This window comes from Marinactinospora endophytica, assembly GCF_054780875.1.
The window spans coordinates 62,700-83,464 of sequence record NZ_BAAGVM010000004.1; the positions used below are offsets into that span (position 1 = coordinate 62,700).

At 72.4% G+C, this 20,765-nt stretch carries 16 protein-coding genes and 1 tRNA gene; 2 read left to right on the top strand and 15 right to left on the bottom strand.

The window, feature by feature from the left end; translation table 11 throughout:
- Positions 1-86: 86 nt before the first annotated feature.
- The 12 genes from prmC to ACYVHU_RS09315 all read right to left on the bottom strand — a co-directional run bounded on the left by prmC (position 87) and on the right by ACYVHU_RS09315 (position 15,243).
- Positions 87-944, bottom strand: a complete 858-nt coding sequence (gene prmC, locus ACYVHU_RS09260) for a peptide chain release factor N(5)-glutamine methyltransferase (RefSeq protein WP_078761458.1) — start codon at positions 942-944, stop codon at positions 87-89.
- Positions 944-2,008 carry a peptide chain release factor 1 gene (gene prfA, locus ACYVHU_RS09265; RefSeq protein ID WP_078761459.1) on the bottom strand — a complete coding sequence of 355 codons (1,065 nt, stop codon included), beginning with the start codon at positions 2,006-2,008 and terminating at the stop codon, positions 944-946. The genes prmC and prfA overlap by 1 nt, the downstream gene beginning before the upstream one ends.
- Positions 2,009-2,141: 133 nt before the next feature.
- Entirely contained in the window at positions 2,142-2,351 is a 210-nt protein-coding gene (gene rpmE, locus ACYVHU_RS09270; protein ID WP_078761460.1) for a 50S ribosomal protein L31, read from the bottom strand.
- Between the two features lie 123 nt (positions 2,352-2,474).
- Entirely contained in the window at positions 2,475-3,803 is a 1,329-nt protein-coding gene (locus ACYVHU_RS09275) for a serine hydrolase domain-containing protein (RefSeq protein WP_498948108.1), read from the bottom strand.
- Between the two features lie 183 nt (positions 3,804-3,986).
- A complete protein-coding gene (locus ACYVHU_RS09280) occupies positions 3,987-5,759 on the bottom strand; it encodes an L-lactate permease (RefSeq protein WP_498948109.1) in 1,773 nt (590 codons plus the stop codon).
- A gap of 214 nt (positions 5,760-5,973) precedes the next feature.
- On the bottom strand, positions 5,974-7,998 hold the full coding sequence (gene rho, locus ACYVHU_RS09285) for a transcription termination factor Rho (protein WP_078761465.1): 2,025 nt from the start codon (positions 7,996-7,998) through the stop codon (positions 5,974-5,976).
- A 441-nt stretch (positions 7,999-8,439) separates the two neighbouring features.
- Complete coding sequence (gene thrB, locus ACYVHU_RS09290) at positions 8,440-9,420, bottom strand: homoserine kinase (RefSeq protein ID WP_078761466.1); 981 nt, start codon at positions 9,418-9,420, stop codon at positions 8,440-8,442.
- Between the two features lie 60 nt (positions 9,421-9,480).
- A complete protein-coding gene (thrC, locus tag ACYVHU_RS09295; RefSeq protein WP_498948218.1) occupies positions 9,481-10,539 on the bottom strand; it encodes a threonine synthase in 1,059 nt (352 codons plus the stop codon).
- Between the two features lie 245 nt (positions 10,540-10,784).
- The gene (locus tag ACYVHU_RS09300; protein ID WP_078761469.1) at positions 10,785-12,077 is read right to left on the bottom strand and encodes a homoserine dehydrogenase; all 1,293 of its coding nucleotides are present in this window, start codon (positions 12,075-12,077) and stop codon (positions 10,785-10,787) included.
- Between the two features lie 83 nt (positions 12,078-12,160).
- Positions 12,161-13,552, bottom strand: coding sequence for a diaminopimelate decarboxylase (lysA, locus tag ACYVHU_RS09305; RefSeq protein WP_078761470.1), 1,392 nt, complete (start codon positions 13,550-13,552; stop codon positions 12,161-12,163).
- A 58-nt stretch (positions 13,553-13,610) separates the two neighbouring features.
- Positions 13,611-14,801 (bottom strand): DALR anticodon-binding domain-containing protein, encoded by a 1,191-nt coding sequence (locus tag ACYVHU_RS09310; RefSeq protein WP_498948110.1) that lies wholly within the window; start codon positions 14,799-14,801, stop codon positions 13,611-13,613.
- A gap of 52 nt (positions 14,802-14,853) precedes the next feature.
- Entirely contained in the window at positions 14,854-15,243 is a 390-nt protein-coding gene (locus ACYVHU_RS09315) for a response regulator transcription factor (protein WP_235000903.1), read from the bottom strand.
- 130 nt (positions 15,244-15,373) lie between these two features.
- Between ACYVHU_RS09315 and ACYVHU_RS09320 the strand changes: the two genes are divergently transcribed.
- A tRNA-Arg gene (locus ACYVHU_RS09320) sits at positions 15,374-15,448 on the top strand.
- A gap of 276 nt (positions 15,449-15,724) precedes the next feature.
- On the opposite strand, the gene ACYVHU_RS09325 is transcribed toward ACYVHU_RS09320, so the two are convergent.
- Positions 15,725-16,345: a DsbA family oxidoreductase gene (locus ACYVHU_RS09325; protein ID WP_078761473.1), complete on the bottom strand. Its 621-nt coding sequence runs from the start codon at positions 16,343-16,345 to the stop codon at positions 15,725-15,727.
- A 97-nt stretch (positions 16,346-16,442) separates the two neighbouring features.
- Positions 16,443-16,877: a type I-G CRISPR-associated protein, Cas3-extension family gene (locus tag ACYVHU_RS09330; protein ID WP_455429559.1), complete on the bottom strand. Its 435-nt coding sequence runs from the start codon at positions 16,875-16,877 to the stop codon at positions 16,443-16,445.
- Here ACYVHU_RS09330 and ACYVHU_RS09335 point away from each other — a divergent pair.
- Positions 16,842-17,072 carry a DUF397 domain-containing protein gene (locus ACYVHU_RS09335; RefSeq protein WP_235000940.1) on the top strand — a complete coding sequence of 77 codons (231 nt, stop codon included), beginning with the start codon at positions 16,842-16,844 and terminating at the stop codon, positions 17,070-17,072. The two genes, ACYVHU_RS09330 and ACYVHU_RS09335, sit on opposite strands and share 36 nt — an antisense overlap.
- Before the next feature lie 93 nt (positions 17,073-17,165).
- On the opposite strand, the gene ACYVHU_RS09340 is transcribed toward ACYVHU_RS09335, so the two are convergent.
- Entirely contained in the window at positions 17,166-20,750 is a 3,585-nt protein-coding gene (locus tag ACYVHU_RS09340) for an OmpA family protein (protein ID WP_498948111.1), read from the bottom strand.
- Positions 20,751-20,765: the final 15 nt, after the last annotated feature.

Below are 20,765 nucleotides of genomic sequence, written 5' to 3' on the forward strand. Positions count from 1 at the left end.
CCGCCTTTCCGATTGTTCGCTCTTGACGTCGCTGCGACGCGCCGGCGGGGGCTCGGTCCCGGGGACCGCGGGTCTCCGCGGGCGCGTCAGTCGTCGGCCCGGCGCATCACGACGAAACGGTCGCGGTGCGCGAGGTCCTTGCAGTTGCGCACGTCGCGCCAGCCGAGTTCCTCGGGGAACAGTCGGGGAATGTCGATCCCCTGGCCGTCGCCGTGCTCGATGGCCATGGCCCCGCCGGGGCGCAGCAACCGTCGGCCGACCCGCTCCAGCTCGCGGATCATGTCCAGGCCGTCGGCCCCCGACCACAGTGCCGGGGCCGGGTCGTAGTTGCGCACCTCGGGCGGGATCTGTCCGGCCTCCCGCGTGGGCACGTAGGGGGGGTTGCTGATGAGCAGGTCGACCCGCCCGTCGAACTCGGGCAGCGCCGTTCGCATGTCCCCCTGGTGCGCGGTGACGCGATCGGCGTGCCCGCTGGAGTCGATGTTGCGCCGGGCCCAGGCGAGCGCCGCGGAGTCGATCTCGACGGCGTGGACGCGGGAGCGGGGCACCTCCTGCGCGATGGAGATCGCGATGGCGCCGGAACCGGTGCCCAGGTCGACGACCAGCGGGTCGGCGACGTCCATCGCGCGCAGCGTGTCGATGGCCCAGCCGACCATGATCTCGGTCTCGGGGCGCGGGACGAACACGCCGGGACCGACCTGGAGCTCCAGGTAGCGGAAGAACGCCCGTCCGGTGATGTGCTGCAACGGCTCCCGGGCGGCCCGCCGCGCGACACACTCCCAGTACAGGGCGTCGAAGTCGCCGTCGGGGACGTTGTGCAACTCTCCTCGACGAACACCGTGCACGAACGCCGCCAGCTCCTCGGCGTCGGTACGAGGCGAGGCGACACCGGCTTCGGCCAGCCGCAGCGTGGCCCGCGCGACTTCGTCGAGCAGGAAGTTCATTACGACGCCTGTTCCAGCCTCTCCTTGGTGTCCGCGTCCATCAGGGCCTGGAGCACACCGCTCAGGTCGCCGTCGAGCACCTGGTCGAGGTTGTAGGCCTTGTAGCCGACCCGGTGGTCGGAGATGCGGTTCTCGGGGAAGTTGTAGGTGCGCACCCGCTCGGAGCGGTCGACCGTGCGGACCTGGCTCTTGCGCTCGGCCTGCGCCTCGGCGTCGGCGCTGGCCTGGGCTTCGGCGAGGAGCCGCGCCCGGAGCACGCGCATGGCCTGCTCCTTGTTCTGCAACTGGCTCTTCTCGTTCTGGCACGACACCACGATGCCGGTGGGCAGGTGGGTGATGCGCACCGCGGAGTCGGTGGTGTTGACGCTCTGCCCGCCGGGGCCGGAGGAACGGTAGACGTCGATGCGCAGGTCGTTGTCGTGGATCTCGACCTCGACCTCCTCGGCCTCGGGGACCACGAGCACGCCCGCCGCCGAGGTGTGGATGCGGCCCTGCGACTCGGTGACCGGGACCCGCTGCACGCGGTGGACCCCGCCCTCGAACTTCAGCTGGTTCCACACACCGCGGCCGGGCTCGGCACCGGCCTTGGCCTTGACCGCGATCGTGATGTCCTTGTAGCCACCCAGATCGGAGTGGGTGGCGTCGATGATCTCGGTCTTCCAGCCCTGCCGCTCGGAGTAGCGCAGGTACATCCGGACGAGGTCGCCGGCGAACAAGGCGGACTCCTCACCGCCCTCGCCGGCCTTGACCTCAAGGATGACGTCCTTGTCGTCGTTGGGGTCGCGCGGGATGAGCAGCCGGCGCAGACGCTCGGTCAGCTCCTCCTTCTGGACGGCGAGCTGCTTGGCCTCCTCCGCGAAGGAGGGGTCCTCGGTCGCGAGCTCCTCGGCGGCCTCGATGTCGCTCTCGACCTGGAGGAGTTCACGGTAGGCCGTGATGATGGGGGTGAGCTCGGAGTAGCGTTTGCCCAGCCTGCGCGCCTGGGACTGATCAGCGTGCACGGCGGGATCCGCGAGCTGCTGTTCCAGCTCGTAGTACTCACCGAGAAGGTCGTCCAGCTTCACTTCTTCGTCCCCATCGAAAGCGTGTGGTGTGGCCTGCGCCTGCCTGGGACGGCACGCTGCCGTCCGTCGAACCCATCGCCGCGGCGCCGGGCCACGCGCGACCGCGCGTGGCCCGGCGCCGCGAGGCTCGGCGCTACTTGCGCTTGCCGAAACGCTTCTCGAAGCGGGCGACCCGGCCACCGGTGTCCATGATCTTCTGCTTGCCCGTGTAGAACGGGTGGCAGGCGGAGCAGATGTCGGCACGGATGGTGCCGCTGGTGGCGGTGCTGCGGGTGGTGAACGTGTTACCGCAGGTGCAGGTCACCTGGGTGACGACGTACTCGGGGTGGATGTCGGCTTTCACGTGGATCTCCTCGCTAGGTGCGGTCGCCGGACGCATGTGCGCCGTGTGGCCGGGGGGCCGCTGCGGGCATGCGTGAACCGGTACCGCGGCGGTCGATATACCAGTTTGCCAGACCTTCAAACCTCAACTGTCCAGCTCGTATTCCCGGCGAGGCGGAGGAAGGTCGTAACCGCCCTCCGGCGAGGGCTCCGAGGGGCGCGGAACCGGGGTGGGCTCCGGGGACCGCCCACCGTCCGGGGGCGCGGTCGCGGACCGCTCCGACGGGCACAGCGCGGCCTCGATCAGCTTCCAGGCGGGCGGATCGGGGTCCTCGGCGAACCGGGCCTGGAACAGGGTGACGTGGCGGTCCGCGGTGTGGACGGTCCACGTGCGGTACCCCGAGATGTTGCCCGAGTGCATCCACACCCGCACCCCACAGGAGAGGGTCTGCCTGCGCGGGCCCAGCCCGTAGCCGACCCCCTGCTCGTCGGTCGCGCGGACCTTGAGCATCTCCGTCAGCATCCCCTCGTCGAGGACCTCCCCCTCGAACAGCGCCGTGTAGAAGCGGTTGACGTCGGTGACCGTGGAGACGATCTGCGCGGTTCCGTACCAGCGGCTGGGGTCGAACTCGGTGATGTCGACCGGCTCGGGGGGCGCTCCCGGCGCGGGGCGGATCGCGAGATAGGCCTGCAGGACGGGCTCGGGCATCTCCGGCCCCTCGGGGATCGAGGTCCCGGTGAGCCCCAGCGGTTCGATGATCCGCTCCCTCACCTCCTGCGCGTAGGGACGGCCGGTGATGCTCTCGATCACCAGCGCGGCCAGCACGTAGTTGATGTTGGAGTAGGCCACGTCGGTGCCCGGTTCGAACACCGGGCCCTGCTCCTCGGCGATCTCGACGAGCTCGGCGGGTTCCCAGCGGCGCAGCGGATCCTCGACGACGGGGGGCATGGCCCGGTTGTAGCTGAACAGGCCGCTGGTGTGGCTGAGCAGCATCTCCAGGGTGATCTGCGCGCCGCCGTCGACCAGGCCGGGCAGGTGCTGTTCGACGGTGTCGTCGAGTTCCGCCCGCCCCTCCCCGACGAGCTGGAGCAGGGTGGCGGCGACGAAGGGCTTGGACAGGCTGGCGATGCGAAAGTGCGCGTCGGGATCGACGGGCGCACCCGTCGACCTGTCGGCGACCCCCGCCACCCCGGTCCAGGAGTCGGATCCGCCCTTCCCCGTCTCGACGAGCTGGGCCACGGCACCGCTGGAGCCCTCGGTGACGACCTCGTCGAGCACGTGTTGCAGGTGGGCGCGCTCGTGCGAGGACAACCGGGGAGGCGCGGGGACCATCTGGGCCACGACACGGGTGGGGGCGCCGGCCGCGAACGGTGAACCGGGCCACACGACCGGCTGGAGCACCTGGACGAGAAGCAGTGCTCCCACACCCGCCGCGCCCACCGTGGCCGGCGCGAGCCATCGTTTGCTGGTCATCGACTGGAATCCCACCACGGACGACCGTTTTTGGCGAACGGAACACGGGAATGACTACTCGGATCAGCCCCCAGCGGCCTCTCCCGGCCACCTCCCCTCCCGCGGCCGGACGCCGGCGGCCCCGCGTGCCCCGCGCGTGGCCGATGAAGCGGCGGTCGGAGCCGTCCCTGTCCGGGCGCCGGCTCAGCGGGCCGCGGTGGCGCGCATCCGGACCACCACCGCCGCGAGCACCACGAGCAGCGCCGCCAGCACCCCCAGGCCCGGGTTGAGGCCGATCCCGTAGGTCATCAGGTAGGCCAGCGCACCGGCCATCACCAGGTAGTAGGCCAGGGGCAGGAGGGTCTGGCGGATCATGTCCCCCTCGCGCCCGGCCAGTCCCACCACCGCCGAGGCCGCGACGACGTTGTGCACGGTCACCATGTTGCCCGCCGCGCCACCGACCGCCTGCGCCGCCACCACCGTCTCCGGTGCCACGCCGATCCGCTCCCCGGTGGAGAACTGGAACAGCGAGAACATCAGGTTGGAGACGGTGTTGCTGCCCGCCACGAAGGCCCCCAGCGCGCCGATCCACGGCGCGAGCAACGGCCAGGAGGCGCCGGCCAGCCCGGCCGCGCCCTCCGCGAGCGTGAGCGGCATGCTCGCCGTCATCTCCGCGCCGAACTCCGGCCCGCTGTTGATGAACACCCGGACCAGCGGCACGGCGCACAGCAGCGCCACCGCCGCGCCGGCGAGCTGGCCGCCGGCCATCTGCCACGCGGCGGCGACGCGCGCCCGGCTCATCCGGTGGAGCAGGCAGGTGACGAGGCAGACGAGGATGAAGACGCCGCCCGGGGAGTACAGCGGCTGGACCGCCTCACCGATGGAGGTGCCGAACAGGTCGCCCACCCCCACCTGCACCGCGGACAGCGTCTCCTTCAGCCACGGCACGGTCCGGGTGGCCACCAGGATCGCGGCGACCATCAGGTAGGGGGCCCAGGCCCGCGCCACGCCCATGCGGCCGGTCTCCCCCACCTCGACGTCGCCGTCGCCGGGCCGCAGCCGGCCGCTCCACCGGGCGGGCCACTCCTCTCGGGGCGGGAAGTCCCACGTGGTCTTGGGCATCAGGAAACCGCGCCTGGCCGCGGCCACCACGATGAACAGGCCGGTCAGTCCGCCGAGCAGGGAGGTGAACTCCACCCCGAGGAAACGGTTGAACAGCACCGAGGGGACCGTCAGGGCCAGCCCGGCGAACAGCGCGAAGGGCAGCACCTCAAGGCCGTCGGCGAACCTGCGGCGCCCACCGTAGAAGCCGCACAGCATGCAGCAGAGGAAGACGGGGATCACCGTCCCGGTGAGCGCGTGCAGCACGACCGTCTCCCAGCCGATCCGGGCCACCAGCTCCGGAACGGCCACCCCCAGTTCCCCGGCCCGCGCGGCCACCTCGGCCGAGCCGGACAGCCCGCCGTTCACACCGACGAGGATGGGGGTCGCGACGGCGCCGAAGCTGACCGGGGTGCTCTGGATGATCAGGCCGACGAACACCGCCGCCATCGCGGGAAAACCCAGCGCGAGCAGCAGGGGCGCGACGACCGCGGCCGGGGTGCCGAACCCCGAGGCCCCCTCGATGAAACCACCGAACAGCCAGCCGATGATCACCGCCTGGACCCGGCGGTCCGGGCTGATGCCGGTGAAGGTCGCCCGGATGGTGTGGATGGCGCCGCTCTTGGTGAGGGTCGCCAACAGCAGCAGCGCTCCGAAGATGATGTAGAGCAGCCCCACCGCGAGGATCAGCCCCTGGATGGTGGAGGCCACGACGACCTGCCAGCGCACCCCCCAGAGCAGCGTCGCCACGGCCACCACCACCAGGTAGCCGATGGGCATCGCGTAGGCGGCCGGCCAGCGCAGGCCGACCAGGAGCACACCGACGACGAGGATGGGGGCGAGGGCGAACAGTCCGAGCAGGGCGAGGTTGTCCATCCGCTGTGCTCCCTGGGGGTGGGGCCATGACCGGGTTCACGGATGGTGGGACGATAGACCGCCCTCCTCACGCCAGTAAAGCGACAAATGTGTCACCGGTCACTGCGTGGGACGGACGGGACCACTCCTTCCCCAGCAGCGCGCCCTCGCGAACTGGGACGAAACAAAAGCGGCCCTCCCCATCGGGGAAGGGCCGCCTTCGGACACGGACCGATCAGTGGTCGTTCGGACCGACCGTGGTCTTTTGGATCTGGAGCAGGAACTCCGCGTTGCTCTTGGTCTCGCGCATCTTCTCCAACAGCAGCTCCAGGGCCTGCTGGGTGTCGAGCGCGTGCAGCACGCGGCGGAGCTTCCAGATGATGTTCAGCTCCCCGCTCGACAGCAGGATCTCCTCCTTGCGGGTGCTGGACGCCTCGACGTCCACCGACGGGAAGATCCGCTTGTCGGCCAGGCCCCGGTTGAGCTTCAGCTCCATGTTGCCGGTGCCCTTGAACTCCTCGAAGATGACCTCGTCCATGCGCGAGCCGGTCTCGACCAGCGCCGTGGCGAGGATCGTCAGGGAGCCGCCGTTCTCGATGTTGCGGGCGGCGCCGAAGAAGCGCTTCGGCGGGTACAGCGCCGTGGAGTCGACACCACCGGACAGGATGCGCCCGCTCGCCGGTGCGGAGAGGTTGTAGGCGCGACCCAGCCGGGTGATGGAGTCGAGCAGCACCACGACGTCCAGGCCCATCTCGACCAGCCGCTTGGCCCGCTCGATGGCGAGCTCGGCGACGGTGGTGTGGTCCTCGGCCGGCCGGTCGAAGGTGGAGGGGATGACCTCGCCCTTGACCGTGCGCTGCATGTCGGTGACCTCTTCGGGCCGCTCGTCGACGAGGACGACCATGAGGTGGCACTCGGGGTTGTTCTCGGTGATCGCGTTGGCGATCGCCTGGAGCACCATCGTCTTACCCGCCTTGGGCGGGGAGACGATGAGGCCGCGCTGTCCCTTACCGATAGGCGCGATCAAATCGATGATGCGCGTCGTCAGGATGTTCGGCTCGGTCTCCAGGCGCAGCCGCTCCTGCGGGTACAGGGGGACGAGCTTGGAGAACTCGGGACGGTTGCGCGCCTGCTCGGGCGCCATGCCGTTGATCGTGTCGAGGCGGACCAGCGCGTTGAACTTCTCGCGGCGCTCCCCCTCGCGCGGCTGACGGACGGCGCCGGTGATCGCGTCGCCCTTGCGCAGACCGTGCTTGCGGACCTGGGCCAGGGAGACGTAGACGTCGTTGGCGCCGGGCAGGTAGCCGGTGGTGCGCACGAAGGCGTAGTTGTCGAGGATGTCCAGGATGCCGGCGACGGGCAGCAGCACGTCGTCGTCGCTGATGACGGGCTCCGGCTCCTGGCGGTCGCGGCCCCGGCGGTCGCGCCGGTCGCGCCGCCGGCCCCGACGACGGCCACCGCCGAAGTCGTCGTCGTCGGAGGGTCCGCTGCCACCGCGGCCCCCGTCCTGCTGGGCGCCGCCCCGTGGCTGTTCGGCGGCGTTGTCGTCACGGTTGGCGCGGCGGTCGTCGCGGTTGCGCCGGTTGCGCTGACGCTCGCGGCCCCCACCCTGTCCGTTCTGGCCGGACTGGTTGGACTCGGAACCGCTGGTCTGCGTGGTGCTGGATGTCTTGGTCACGCTGCTCGCGGAGGTAGAGGATTCGGTGCCGTCGGGCGGCGCCTGCTGGACGCTGTTGTCGTCCCCGCGCTTACGGGACGACCGACGGCTACGGGCGGGCCGCTCGGAACGGTCGGTCTGCTCGGCAGGGCTGTCGCCCGACGTCTCGGTCACCGCCGGAGCCTCGCTCTTGACGGCGTCCTGGGCGGGCTCGCCCTCCTTCTCGGAGGTCTTCCTGCTGGAACGCCGGCTCTGAGCCGGACCGTCGGTGGAACCGACATTACCGCTTGTAGCCGCGGTATCGGCCTTCTTCGCGGATCTGACGGTCGGCGCGGCGACCGGACCGCCCTGCTTGGCCTCGATGGCCGAGATGATGTCGTTCTTGCGCATGCGCCCCGTACCCGTGATACCGAGACTCGACGCCAGACGCTGGAGCTCGGGAAGCTTCAGCGCGGACAGCCCGGTGCCACCGGAACGGCTCCGGGAGCGCGAGGACGTGCTCTTACCGGCCGGGGGTGCGGCGTCGCCGGCATCCGCACTGGGCGCGGTCGGATTGTGCGTACTGACCGCCGCGTCCGTGTGGAGTTCGGTGGTGTCGCTCACTAAGGGTCCTTCCCAAGGAGCGGGCTGAGGCCGTCTGCGTGCTCTAACGGCCAGCCCGGTGGTGCGAACCGGCAGGGGCCGGGTCGGGCGTGCCCCACCTGGATGTGCAAAACCGCTGAAGCGGTCCTTACCCAATCGCGGCGGGCTCTGGGTACAGCCAGACAGTGGGGCGATGGGCTCGATGGTGCTGCCCGGGGACCTTCCTGTCGTCCTCGTGCGAGGAGAACGAGGGCTCGATGAGCCGGGCAGAGCCACGGGTGCGCCGTGAACTCGACACAGTGGCGACCGTGCGCAGCGCTCGCGCGGAAGAGACCGGAGAGACCACTTGCGCGGAAGGCGCGGAAGACACTGTGGCGGATGAGCACACGCCCCGCATTGGGGCATCTGGTGCTTCACCTAGCCTAACATCACCGGAGCCCACAGCTATTCCTCGACACAAGTCTATGAACGGGGAGAACTGATACATACCCCTGCCGGATCGATTCTTAAGGGGCGTATGTGCCAACCCGTACCCGTTCGTTCTTGAATTGAATCCGCTAGATCATCACTGTTTTGCACCGGACGGCGCTCCCTGTCCGTCTCAACGTCAGCGTCGGGAACGTGGCCGAGGACCAGCACGGTCGGCCCGGCCCCCGACACGACCGCGGCCAAGCGGTCGCGCTCACGCAGCGTACGGATGAGTTCGGCACTGGCCGGCATGGCCGGTGCCCGGTAGGACTCGTGCAGCCGATCCTCGGTCGCCTCGAACAACAGCTCGGGGTGACCGGAAACGGCCGCCACCAGCAGCGCGGCACGCCCCGCCGAGAACGCCGCGTCACCGTGTGGAACCGAGGTCGGCAGGAGCCCACGAGCGCGCTCGGTGGACAGACGCTCCCCAGGGATACAGACCACGGGCCGCAACCGCGGCGAGGGCGGTACGGACAGCACTCGCCACGCCTTTTCCCCGCGCCAGGCGATCGCGAAACCTCCGTGGACACAAGGGGCCACGTTGTCAGGGTGTCCCTCGATGTCCGCGGCGAGCTGGAACACCCGATCCCGGTCGAGTTCACCGGTCTCGGGGTCGCCGCCGCCCAGCAGCGTCGTCGCCGCGCTCACCCCTGCGACGATCGCCGCGGCCGAGGATCCCAGCCCGCGTCCGTGCGGGATGCGGTTGCGGCAACGCAGCTCCAGGCCGGGAAGCCGCTCGCCCGCCGCCTCGAACGTCTCGCGCATCGCGCGGACGACGAGGTGGCGCTCGTCCTGGGGCAGCTCCCCCGCGCCCTCGCCGTCGACCTCGACGACGACGCGCTCGTCGTCGCGGAGACGGACCTCGATCTCGTCGTACAGCTCCAATGCCAGGCCCAGGGCGTCAAAGCCCGGGCCGAGGTTGGCACTGGTCGCCGGGGTGCGGACGTGCACCGCGGTGCGGCGCGGTCGGGGCATGCGCTGGCTCCGGAGGAGAGGTGGGGATGGGACGGGTCCGCCCGACGGGCGGAATACGAGTCAGGCCAGGCCGAGGGCCGTCGCCGCGGCATGCGCGTCGACCGGGACCGTCGTCGCCGACGAGGCTCCGGCCAGCGCCCAGTCGGGGTCCTTCAGCCCATTGCCGGTCACGGTACACACGACGCGGCTGCCCCGCTCGATCCGCCCGGCCTCGACCGCCTGCATCAGGCCGGCGACGCTGGCGGCGGAGGCCAGCTCGACGAACACGCCCTCCTCGGCCGCGAGCAGCCGGTAGGCCGCGAGGATCTGCCGGTCGGTCACCGCGTCGATACGCCCGCCGGACTCGTCGCGCGCCTTCTCCGCGTACTGCCAGGAGGCGGGGTTGCCGATGCGGATGGCCGTGGCGATCGTGCGCGGCTGGAGGACCGGCTCGCCGTTGACGATCGGCGCGGCGCCACTGGCCTGGAAACCGAACATGCGCGGAGTGCGGGTGGACACGCCGTCGGCGGCGTACTCCTTGTAGCCCATCCAGTAGGCGGTGATGTTGCCGGCGTTGCCGACCGGCAGGCAGTGGACATCGGGGGCGTCCCCGAGGGCGTCGACGATCTCGAACGACGCGGTCTTCTGTCCCTGGAGCCGGTAGGGGTTGACCGAGTTGACCAGCGCCACCGGGTAGTCCACGGAGAGCTTGCGGGCCAGTTCGAGGCAGTCGTCGAAGTTGCCGTCGACCTGGAGCAGCTTCGCGCCGTGCACGAGCGCCTGGGCGAGCTTGCCCATGGCGATCTTGCCCTGCGGGACCAGCACCGCGCAGGTCATCCCGGCGCGCACCGCGTACGCCGCGGCGCTGGCGCTGGTGTTACCGGTCGAGGCGCAGATGACGGCCTTCGCCCCGTCCTCGGCCGCCTTCGTGATGGCCATGGTCATGCCCCGGTCCTTGAAGGAGCCGGTGGGGTTGAGCCCCTCGACCTTGAGGAACACCTCACACCCCGTCAGCTCCGACACCCGCGTCGCGGGTACCAGCGGCGTTCCGCCCTCAAGCAGGGTGACGACCGGGGTGTTCGCCGTGACGGGAAGACGGTCGCGATATTCCTCGACGACCCCTCGCCACGCCCGTGCCATGCTCACGACAGGGCCCTTTCGATGGGTGGTACAGACGGTGGAAACCGGTCAGGAGGCGGCGCGCACCAACGGGTCGGCACAGCCGACGCCAATGGACACCCGGAACAGGCCACCGCGCGGCCTCGTGATCTGCTCCGAGTCTAGGGCGTCGCGGAAGCGGGACGGAATCCGGCCGCCCCTCATCTCGGCAGGTGGAACGGCGGCGGCGCCGCGGACCGGCCCGAAGCCCGCCCGCGGCGTCGACGTCACCTGTCGCTGAACGTCTCGACGCGCATGACGCTGGCCACCGAACGCACCATGTCCAGCTCCCTGAGCTGTTCCACCGTTGCCGACAGCGCCGCGTCGGGAGCCCGGTGGCTGACCAGGACGAGCTGGGCGTCCTCGCCCATCCCCTCCTGGCGCACGTTCTTGATCGACACGCCGTTGGCCGCGAACACCTCGGCGACGCGGGCCAGCACCCCCGGCCGGTCCGCGACGTCCAGGGAGACGTGGTAGCTGGTGACGGTCTCGCCCATCGGGTGCACCGGCAGCCCGGCGTCCTCGCCCCCGTCGGCGACGGAGGTGCCCGCGAGCCTGTTGCGCGCCACGGCGACGATGTCGCCGAGCACCGCGCTGGCGGTGGGCGCCCCTCCCGCGCCGGCCCCGTAGAACATCAGCCGGCCGGCCGACTCCGCCTCGACGAACACCGCGTTGTAGGCCTCGGTGACGTTGGCCAGCGGATGCTCGCGCGGCAGCATCACCGGGTGGACGCGCACCCCCACCGACGCCCCGTCCTCGGAGCGCTGGCAGATCGCGAGCAGTTTCACGACGCAGCCCATGTCCTTGGCGCTGGCGATGTCGCCGGCCGTCACCTCGGTGATGCCCTCACGGTGCACGTCGGCCGCCGTGACCTGGGTGTGGAAGGCCAGCCGGGCGAGGATCGCCGCCTTGGCCGCCGCGTCGAACCCCTCGACGTCGGCCGTGGGGTCGGCCTCGGCGTAGCCCAGCGACTGCGCCTCCTCCAGCGACTCGGTGAACCCCGCGCCGAGGGAGTCCATCCGGTCGAGGATGTAGTTCGTGGTGCCGTTGACGATGCCCAGCACCCGGTTCACCCGGTCGCCGGCGAGGGAGTCGCGCAGCGGGCGCAGCAGCGGGATGGCGCCGGCCACGCTCGCCTCGTAGTAGACGTCGACCCCGGCGGCGCGCGCGGCCTCGTGGATCGCGGCACCGTCCTCGGCCAGCAGCGCCTTGTTCGCCGTGACCACGGACTTGCCGGACTTGATCGCGGCGAGGATGAGCGACCGGGCCGGTTCGATCCCGCCGATGACCTCGACCACCAGGTCGATGTCCTCGCGTGTCACCAACCCCATGGCGTCCGTGGTGAACAGCTCGGGGTCCAGGCCCGTGCCGCGGGCACGCCCGAGCCGGCGCACCGCGACACCTCCGATCTCCAGAGACGTCCCGACGCGCGCGGTCAGCTCGGACGACTGCTCGCGGATCAACCGCACCACTTCCGAGCCCACTACGCCGCAACCCAGCAGCGCCACCTTCAGTGCCATGAGGGGGTGACTCCCACTTCTTCGCTCATACTTCGATCCGGATCACGCCGGGCCCGTGAGGGCCGGCCGGGGGTGGCCGGGACTCAGCCTACGTCCAGGCGGAGGAGATCGTCCTCGGTCTCCCGCCGCACCAGCACGCGCGCGCTCCCGTCGCGCACCGCCACCACCGCCGGACGGGGCAGGTGGTTGTAATTGCTGGCCATGGAGTGGCAGTAGGCGCCGGTGGCCGCCACCGCCACGAGGTCACCGGTGCGCAGGTCATCGGGCAGGTACAGGTCGCGCACGACGATGTCGCCGCTCTCGCAGTGCTTGCCGACCAGGCGGGACAGCATCGGCGCCCCCTCCCCGGCGCGGGACGCCAGGGCGCAGGTGTACTCCGCCTCGTACAGCGCCGTGCGGATGTTGTCGCTCATCCCGCCGTCGACGCTGACGTAGGTGCGGATCCCCTCGACGTCCTTGATCGTGCCGACCTCGTAGACGGTGACCCCGCACGGGCCCGCGATCGCGCGCCCCGGCTCCACCGCGATACGCGGCATCGGCAGTCCGTGCGCCTCGCACTCGCGTCGCACGATCGTCAGGAGACTGTCGGCGATCTCCTTCGGCTCCAACGGGCGGTCGCCGGGCAGGTAGGCGATCCCCAGGCCACCCCCAAGGTCCAGCTCCGGCAGCACGATCCCGTGCTCGCGGTGGATCTCGGTGAGGAAGGCGCTGAGACGACGCGCCGCGACCTCGAACCCGGCGGTGTCGAAGATCTGCGAACCGATGTGGGAGTGCAGGCCGACCAGTTCGACGTGATCGCAGGCCAGCAGGCGGCGCACCGCGGTCGCCGCGGCACCGGTGCTCAGCGCCAGCCCGAACTTCTGGTCGTCGTGCGCCGTGGCGACGAACTCGTGGGTGTGCGCCTCGACACCGGTGGTGACGCGCACGAGCACGCGCGGCACACGTCCCTGGGCGGCGGCCAACCGCTCCAACCGGTCGATCTCGTCGAAGGAGTCGACGATGATCCGGCCCACGCCGACCTCGATCGCGCGGGCGAGCTCGGCCTCGGACTTGTTGTTGCCGTGCATGCCGATGCGCTCGGGCGGGAAGCCCGCGGCCAGCGCGACCGCGAGCTCGCCGCCGCTGCACACGTCCAGCTTGAGGCCCTCCTCGTGCACCCACCGGGCGACGGCCTTGGTGAGCAGGGCCTTGCCCGCGTAGTAGACGTCGGCCTCGGCGTCGCCGAAGGCGAGCCGGTAGTCGCGGGCGCGCGCCCGGAAGTCCTCCTCGTCGAGGACGAACAGCGGCGTCCCGTACTCGCGGGCGAGCTCGCTGACGGCGACGCCGCCGATGGTGATCTCGCCGTCGACCCGCCGTGCCGTGCGCGGCCACACCTTCTCGTCGAGCTCGACCAGGCTGTGGGGCGGGATCGGCGGGTGCTCCTCGGGGAGCACGTCCGCGTGGCGTGGGCCTGCGGGGTGGGCGTAACGGCTCATGGCGGCAACTCTCGGCTGGGCGTGGCAATGATCGGAGAACAGCAGATGTCCGGCGGGCCTACAGCCTCGTGGGCGCGGCCACGCCGATCAGGGACAGTCCCGCGCGTAGGACGCCCGCCACGGCCGCACAGGCGCCGAGCCGGGCTGCGGTGACCTCTCCGCGCGCGTCGTCGGACGCGGTCGCGCCTCCGCTCTCCCCCAAGACGACATCACAGGACTCCCGCCACTCATGGTAGGCAGCGGCGAGGCCCTCCAGGTATCGAACCAGGATATGGGGTTCGCTACGCCGGGCCGCCGTGGCCAGCGTCCCCGGTCCGTCGAACAGCGCGCCCACGAGCGCGGCGGCGGGCGGCGCGGACAGGTCGGCGACCACATCCAGCCCCGCCGGGAACGGGTGCCCGGCGGGGGGCAGGCCGAGCGCGGGCGCCCACACCTCCAGCGTCGTACGGGCGTGGGCGTGGGCGTAGCGGACGGCGAAGGCCGGGTTACCGCCGCCGTGGCGCGCCCAGAGCCCCGGGGCGTCGGCCGTGGGGAGCGCGGGCAGGCCCGGCCCCGTCTCCTCCCCGGGACGGGGGCGTTCGGGCAGCGAGCGGCAGAACGCGACCCGCGCGCTCGCCTCGCCCGTGACGGCCAGCAGCCGCGCGGCCTCGGTGGCCACGTCCACGGCGCCGAACAGGGGATCGCGCCAGCCCCCCTCCCCCACCGCGGCGACCGGCGCGGCGGGGTCCCGTCGCGCCGGACAGGGGCTCGCCCCCGGCCGGGGCGCCGCCGAGACGCCGGCGGCGGCCAGGGCGATGCGCCGGCGCGCGTCGGCGCGGGCCCAGTCGCGCGCGGCGCCGACCGTCTCGGCGCGGGCCAGGGCCGAGGCGGCCCGCGCCGCGGCCGCCGGCCCCGTGGTCATCTCGGCGAGGGGCGCCCCGGCCAGGTAGGCCATGCCGTCTTCGGCCGCCGCGGCCAGGAGGGAGACCCGGGAGACGGCGGTGAGGGACACGTTGACGAAACCGGGGCCGTCCACGACGGCGGCGGTCACGTGCGGACGGGTCCGCAGTTCGGCGGCGAGATCGGCGGCGACGTCCCGGGCCGGACGGCCGAGGGGCCCGGCCAGCCGCATCGGCAGCGCGGTGGCGTAGTCGCCGGGCCGTTCCGGGGGGACTCTGCGGGGATCGGCCGCGGGCAATCCGTCGGCGTCCAGGCCGGTGGCCGCGGCGCAGGCGGCGCGGAGCAGCGCGTCCAGCCGACGGGGGGTCATCCCCTCGACGTGACGCTCCCCGGCGGGTGGGGGGGTCGGCGCGGGCACGGCCCTAGTCGGCCGGTCCGACGCCGGCGAGGTCGCGCACGACGTCGATCAGCTCGGCCGGGTCGAACGGCTTGGTGAGATAGGCGTCGACGCCGATCTCGTGGCCGCGGCGCAGGTCGGCCTCCTGCGCCCGCGCGGTGATGAGCACGACCTTGACGTGTCTGGTGCGCTCGGCGTCGCGCAGCCGCTGCGCGGTCTCCCAGCCGTCGAGCCGCGGCATCATGACGTCGAGTGTGACGACATCGGGCTCGACCTCCTCGACCCGCTCCAGGCAGTCCTGCCCGTCGGAGGCCCCGTGGACCTCGAACCCCTCCAGTTGCAGATTCACGGTGATGAGCTGCCGAATGACCTCGTCGTCGTCGACGACCAGTACCCGCCCCAACGTTTCACTCACGGCCGTGAGACTAACGCCCTCGACCTGTCCGCCGCCGCCGTTCGGGGCACCCCATGCCCCGAAAGCCCCCGTGGCCGCTCTGGGCGCGCAACCCACTCCCCGACCCCTGCTAGAGTTGTCATCACAGCGAGCCCCCTTAGCTCAGGGGATAGAGCAACGGCCTCCGGAGCCGTGTGCGCAGGTTCGAATCCTGCAGGGGGCACCAGCAGGGCAGCACTGATCATCACGATCGGACGGTTCGCCCGAAAGTACGGCCGCTCTAAGAGCGGCCGTTCGTGTTTCCGGCCGCCTTGAGGACTCTGCCGGCGGACGGATCCGCTCGCCAGGCACGCGGGCGGCGGTGACCTGCCCCGCCAACCCGGCGCCGGACGGCAGCGGGCACCGTGGTGAGGACCTGGTCGACCGCCGTGGCCGGGCCGCGAGCCAATGGGGCACTGAGCGTGGAGCGGAGACCGGCCGCCGCAGTCGCCGCGTCAGCTCGTCACCGGGCCGCCTTGCGCAGCAGCGCGCGCAAATCCGCGACGGGTCGCACGCCGGGGACCGGCGGGCCGCCGTCGACCACGAGGGTGGGCACACCGGTGATGCCGTGCTCCTTCGCGCGACGCTGATCGGCGCGCACCTCGCCGGCGTAGTCGTCGCTGTCCAGCACCGCCGCCACCTGCCCGGCGTCCAGCCCGGCCTCCCCGCCCAGGCGCCGCAGGACCTGCGCGTCGGCCACGTTGCACCCCTCGGTGTGGTAGGCGCGCAACAGTAGTTCCATCATCTGGTCGGCCCGGCCGTGCCGGGCGGCGAGCTTGACCAGCCGGTGCGCGTCAAAGGTGCTGACCGGGCGGGCCAGGTGCAAGTTGAGCTCCAGCCCTTGGGCGGCGCCCAGCGCCCGGATCCGGTCAATCCGGGCGGACGCCTGACCGCCCCACCAGCCGGTCATGGCCTCGGCTGCGGGCGGGCCGGGAATGCGGCTTTCGTCCGGCGCGAGTTCGTAGCCGCGCCAGACGACCTCGACACTGTCGCGGTCGATTCCGTCCGCCAGGGCGGCTGCCAGGCGTCTCTTGCCGATGTAGCACCAGGGGCACAGCACATCGGCGTACAGTTCCAACTGCATGAACGTCCCGTACGGTGGTCGTGGCCGGCCGCGCGGGGCAGCTCACCGCTGGCATGGCGCCGGCGGGCACCCCCGTTCGCGGGAAAAGGCCAGGCGGTCAGGGCTCGCGGCGCCGCCGGGAGCCGGCCGCGTCCCGGCCGGACGCGGGGCAGCGCCACGACCGCCATCCTGCAACCTCCACCAGTGCCGGGTGGCTGAGCAGCTCCCGCGCCGCCTCCAGGTCGTGGTCGTGTTTCCAGACCGGCCAGCGCATCACCCGGCGGCGGCCGATGCGCTGCCACAGCACCGCCTCCGGCGCGTCGCCGTTGCCGGTGAGCCGCAGCAGTGGCAGGGCCTGGGTGGCCAGCCAGGTGGCGCCGGAGACGCCTGACGGTGTGGATTCTCCGGTGGGCAGGTCGGCGGCGGTGCGGATGGCGCGGTGGTCGAGGTATTCGCCGGTGTAGCCGGGGACGCGCCACCAGGAGGTGAGTGCGTGGCCGACGTGGACGTGGTCGTCGTGCAGCCGTTCGCCTACAGCAACGCCAAAGGCCAGTGTGTTGAGTGCGCAAGCGCTGCTTGGAGTAAGGCCAGCTACAGCCTTCCCGACAACAACAACCGCGTCGAGTGCGCCCACCTCTCGACGGCCGTCGCCCTCCGCGACTCCAAGAACCCCGACCACGGCCACCTCACCCTCCCCCCAGCCGAGTGGACCGCCTTCCTCGCCGCCGCTAAGGACGGCGACCTGTAGCAACAACCAGCAACACCGACGACAACAAAGCGGCCGACCCCCATTTGGGAGTCGGCCGCTTCTCCTATGCCTGGAGGGCCCGGGCGGTACCGATCAGTCCGGGTCCGGCTGACCGCTCGGCGCCGCCTTGCCGGCCGCCTGCTCGACGGTGCTCTTGGGGCGCCAGGCCCGTCCGCGGCCCGCCTTACGCGGCTTGAAGCCGGTGACGGTGCGCACCGGCGTCGCTTCCTTCTTCGGCTCGGCGGCCTCTGGCGGCGTGCTCTTCGCCGCCTTCCGGGGCCGGTCGTCGCCCGGCGCGGTCTCCTGGCTCCGGGCGCGGGTCGCCGCTCGTGCGGGCTCGGCGGCGACGGCCCGCGACCCGGCGGGTGCTGGTGTGGCGTCGCTCGGCCGGGCCTCCTCCTGCGGCTCCGGGCGGCTGCTGGGCTGCTGCGCCGCTTCGGCTGGCTGGTTGAGCACCGAGAAGTCCAGGCTGCTCGGCACCGCAGGCTCCGGCTGCGGCGTGGATTCCGGCTGTGCCTTCGCCTCCGGCTGCGGCTGTGCCTCCGGTGCCGACTGCGCCTCGGGCTCCGGCTGCCTCTCCGGCTGTTTCCCCGACTCTGGCTGCGGTGCCGGTTCCGGAGCGGGCGTGGCCTCCGGGGCGGGCGTGGCCGCTGGCTGGGCCGTGGGCTCGGCCGCGACCGGTTCCGGAGTGGGGTGCTGCTCCTCGCGGGGCTCCGGAGCGGGCGACGCGGGAGCCGCCTGCTGCGGGGCTGGCTCGACGCCGGTCCCTGCCGGTGCCGCTTCTTCCAGCGGGGCCGGAGTTTCGGCCGGAGCCGGGGTCTCCGCCGCAGCCGCTGCCTCACGGCGGTACGCGGCGGGGTTGAACGGCCGCTTGGTCCGCCGGCGGGCCGACGGTGGTGCGGCCGGGCGGCGGGGGCTCACGGGCCGGTCGGGGGACGGCGCCGCCGGGGCGCCGGTGCGCTGCGGCGTTTCAGGTTGCTGCTCCACCGGGTTCGCTGCCACCGGTGTGGTGGACTCCGGCTGCTGCGGGGCCGTCTCGGCCGCAGCGGTGCGGCCGGGCTCGGCCGGCTCGGGCCGGGGGTCCGGCTCGGCCTCGGCGGTGCCGGACGGCGCGGGCGCGGCGAGCGGTTCGGCCGGGGCTTCGGCCGGCGTGGCGGCCGCGTCGGCCGGCACCGGCCGTTCCGCTTCCCCGGTCACGCCGTCCGGTGTCGCCGCCTCTTCGCGGGTCTCCTCGGCCCGCATGGTCGCGGGCGCGGTCGCGGCGACGGCGGTGTCCTCCGCCACGGTCTCGCTGGGTTCCCGCCGGTTCGCGGCCGCCGCGCTCTCCGTGCTCCCGGTGCTCTCCGTGCTCCCGGTGCTCACCGTGGGGGTTCCCAGCAGCCACGGGTTCGCCGGTGCGGCCGGCTCGCTCTCCGTCTTGGCCGCCGGTGTGGTGGCGGCGGGGCGCTGCGCCGTCTCCTGGTCGTCCGGGTCGGACGTGTAGAACGGGTCGAACTCCTCCGTGAGCGCGGCGCGCACCCGCTCGGCCCGCGTGCTTTCGGTCCGTGCGGTCGTGGCCGGTTCAGCCGGGGTCTGGTCCGCCGCTCCCTGTTCCGTCGCGGTCTGTTCCGCCGGCTCCTGTTCCGTCGCGGTCTGCCCGGCCGGGGCCTGCTCCGCCGGGGACTCCTCGAACGGAACCTGCGGCGCCCGGGACGGCTCCGCGGACTCGCCGGACGCGGCCGGGCGCGGCGTCTCGTCCGGGCCGTTGGCGGCGATCTGGGCGAACAGTTCCTTCCAGTCCCCTGGCGCGTCCTCGGTCCGGCGGGCTCCCCGCTGGCGGCGAATGATCTCGTTGACGCGGGCGGCGTCGAGACCGGGCCAGTAGGCGTGGTAGATGCCGTTGAGCGGCGGGCTCGTCTCCGTAATCAGGCCGTCGGCCTCGATGGTGCAGCTGCCGCCGAGCGGCCAGCGGCCGAGGAGGACCGCCGAGATCCCCCGCTCCTGGCCGTGCAGCAGCAGGCCGGACAGCGCGTCCTCGTCCTCCGGCGGGGTGGCGATGAGGATCAGCGGGTCGTGGTCGTCGGAGCGGATAGTGCTGTCCGCGCGGGCGTGCAGTTCACGCTGAAGCTCGGTCAGCGCCTCGTGCATGGAGTCCACCACCCGGACCGCGTCCAGGTCGCGTTCGGCCAGCCGCCGCTTGCCGTTCGTGCCGAGGAGGACCACCGCGTCGGCGTCCGTGATGAGCACCCGGGCCGGGTGCTCGGCGCTCGGGGTGAGGGCGTTGGCGATCAGCCGCCGGGCGGCGCCGCGCGCGCCGGAGCCCGTGATGCCGATGCCCGGCACGTGGTTCAGCTCCACGTAGACGCGCCCGTCGACGTCGGTGGGCGGCGGCAGCCGGCGCGGCGGGGTGTCGTCGGCCTTGGCCCGGGGGCCGGCGGTGAGCGTCCGGGGCAGGGAGAGGGCGAGCCGGGGGGCGCCGGTGCGGCGGCCACGGCGGCCGATGAGGTAGCCACCGAGGATGCCGGCGAACGCGGCGCCGCCGAGCAGCGCCTCGTCGGGGATGGAGAGGACCACGACTCCGGCCGCGCCGTCCGCGACCGCCGCCTGTACGGCCTCCTCCGTGGAGGAGGTGGCGCCGACGAGCGCGGCCGTCTCCAGTTCGGTCTCCTCGGCGGGTTCCTCGGCCTGTTCTCTGGCCGGGGGATCCACGTCCGGGGTGCCGGTGGTTCCGGCGGTGTCTTCCGCGTCCTCGGTGCTGGACCCGGCAGTGTCCGTGGCGCCGGCTCCGCTGCCGGTCTCTTCGTCGTCGCGCTCGTCTTCGCGCTGGTCGCCGCTGCCGGCCGTCTCGCCGTCCTGCGCGTCGCCCTGGGCGGAGACGGCGGCGGCCGACGGGGGCGCGGGCGGTCCGGTGCGGACGGTGTAGCTGATCTCCACCCGCCGCTGCGCCGCGGCGTCGGCGTCCTCGCGCAGCCGCTCCGACCCGAGCCCCTCGGCCTCGATGTCGGGGGCCTGCTCGCCGAGCTGCTCGGTGATGTAGCCGGCGACGCTCTGGGCGCGCTGCTCGGAGAGCCACTGGTTGACGTCGGCGCCGCCGGAGGCGTCGGTGTGCCCGGTGACGCGGATGACGGCGTCCGGGTCGCCGTGCTTGCGGATGAGCTCGATGGTGGTGGCGAGGTCCTCGCGCATCTCCTCGGTCGGCTCGGCGGAGTTGAGCGCGAACCCGGTGACGATCCGCACCCGTTCGGTCGCCTTGTTCCGCGCGCCCGCGTCGGGTGCCGCGCTGGGTGGGGCGGTCTGCTCGCCGGCGGAGGACGTCTCGGTGTTTTCGACCGACATCGTGGTGGTGGGCACGGTGTCGGCCATGGCCTGCGCGGGGGCGGCCACGGTGCCGCCGATGGCGGTGGCGGCGATGATCTGGAGCGGGCCGAGCGGGCGGAACCAGCGGGTCCCGCCGCGCCCGCGCGCCACGATCTCCACCACGAGGCTGAGGGCGTACAGCCCCCACAGTGCCCACAGCGTGCAGATGAGGAAGGCGGTGAACAGGCCCGGCGGCACCCGGAAGCTGCTGAGGTGGACGAGCAGGCCGGTCCACGACAGGTCGGGCTCCGGCCAGGTCAGGTGCACCAGCAGCACATAGGGCAGCCCGACCAGCAGGGCCGAGCTCAGGAGGAGAGCGCTGAGCCGTCGGATTCGTCGCATGGCCGCCTCCACAGG

What these genes read in the sequence shown, in the direction of transcription:
- prmC (WP_078761458.1), bottom strand. Translation starts at nt 944, where the DNA reads ATGAACTTCCTGCTCGACGAAGTCGCGCGGGCCACGCTGCGGCTGGCC.
- ACYVHU_RS09275 (WP_498948108.1), bottom strand. Translation starts at nt 3,803, where the DNA reads ATGACCAGCAAACGATGGCTCGCGCCGGCCACGGTGGGCGCGGCGGGT.
- ACYVHU_RS09280 (WP_498948109.1), bottom strand. Translation starts at nt 5,759, where the DNA reads ATGGACAACCTCGCCCTGCTCGGACTGTTCGCCCTCGCCCCCATCCTC.
- thrB (WP_078761466.1), bottom strand. Translation starts at nt 9,420, where the DNA reads ATGCCCCGACCGCGCCGCACCGCGGTGCACGTCCGCACCCCGGCGACC.
- thrC (WP_498948218.1), bottom strand. Translation starts at nt 10,539, where the DNA reads ATGGCACGGGCGTGGCGAGGGGTCGTCGAGGAATATCGCGACCGTCTT.
- ACYVHU_RS09300 (WP_078761469.1), bottom strand. Translation starts at nt 12,077, where the DNA reads ATGGCACTGAAGGTGGCGCTGCTGGGTTGCGGCGTAGTGGGCTCGGAA.
- lysA (WP_078761470.1), bottom strand. Translation starts at nt 13,552, where the DNA reads ATGAGCCGTTACGCCCACCCCGCAGGCCCACGCCACGCGGACGTGCTC.
- ACYVHU_RS09310 (WP_498948110.1), bottom strand. Translation starts at nt 14,801, where the DNA reads ATGACCCCCCGTCGGCTGGACGCGCTGCTCCGCGCCGCCTGCGCCGCG.
- ACYVHU_RS09325 (WP_078761473.1), bottom strand. Translation starts at nt 16,345, where the DNA reads ATGCAGTTGGAACTGTACGCCGATGTGCTGTGCCCCTGGTGCTACATC.
- ACYVHU_RS09340 (WP_498948111.1), bottom strand. Translation starts at nt 20,750, where the DNA reads ATGCGACGAATCCGACGGCTCAGCGCTCTCCTCCTGAGCTCGGCCCTG.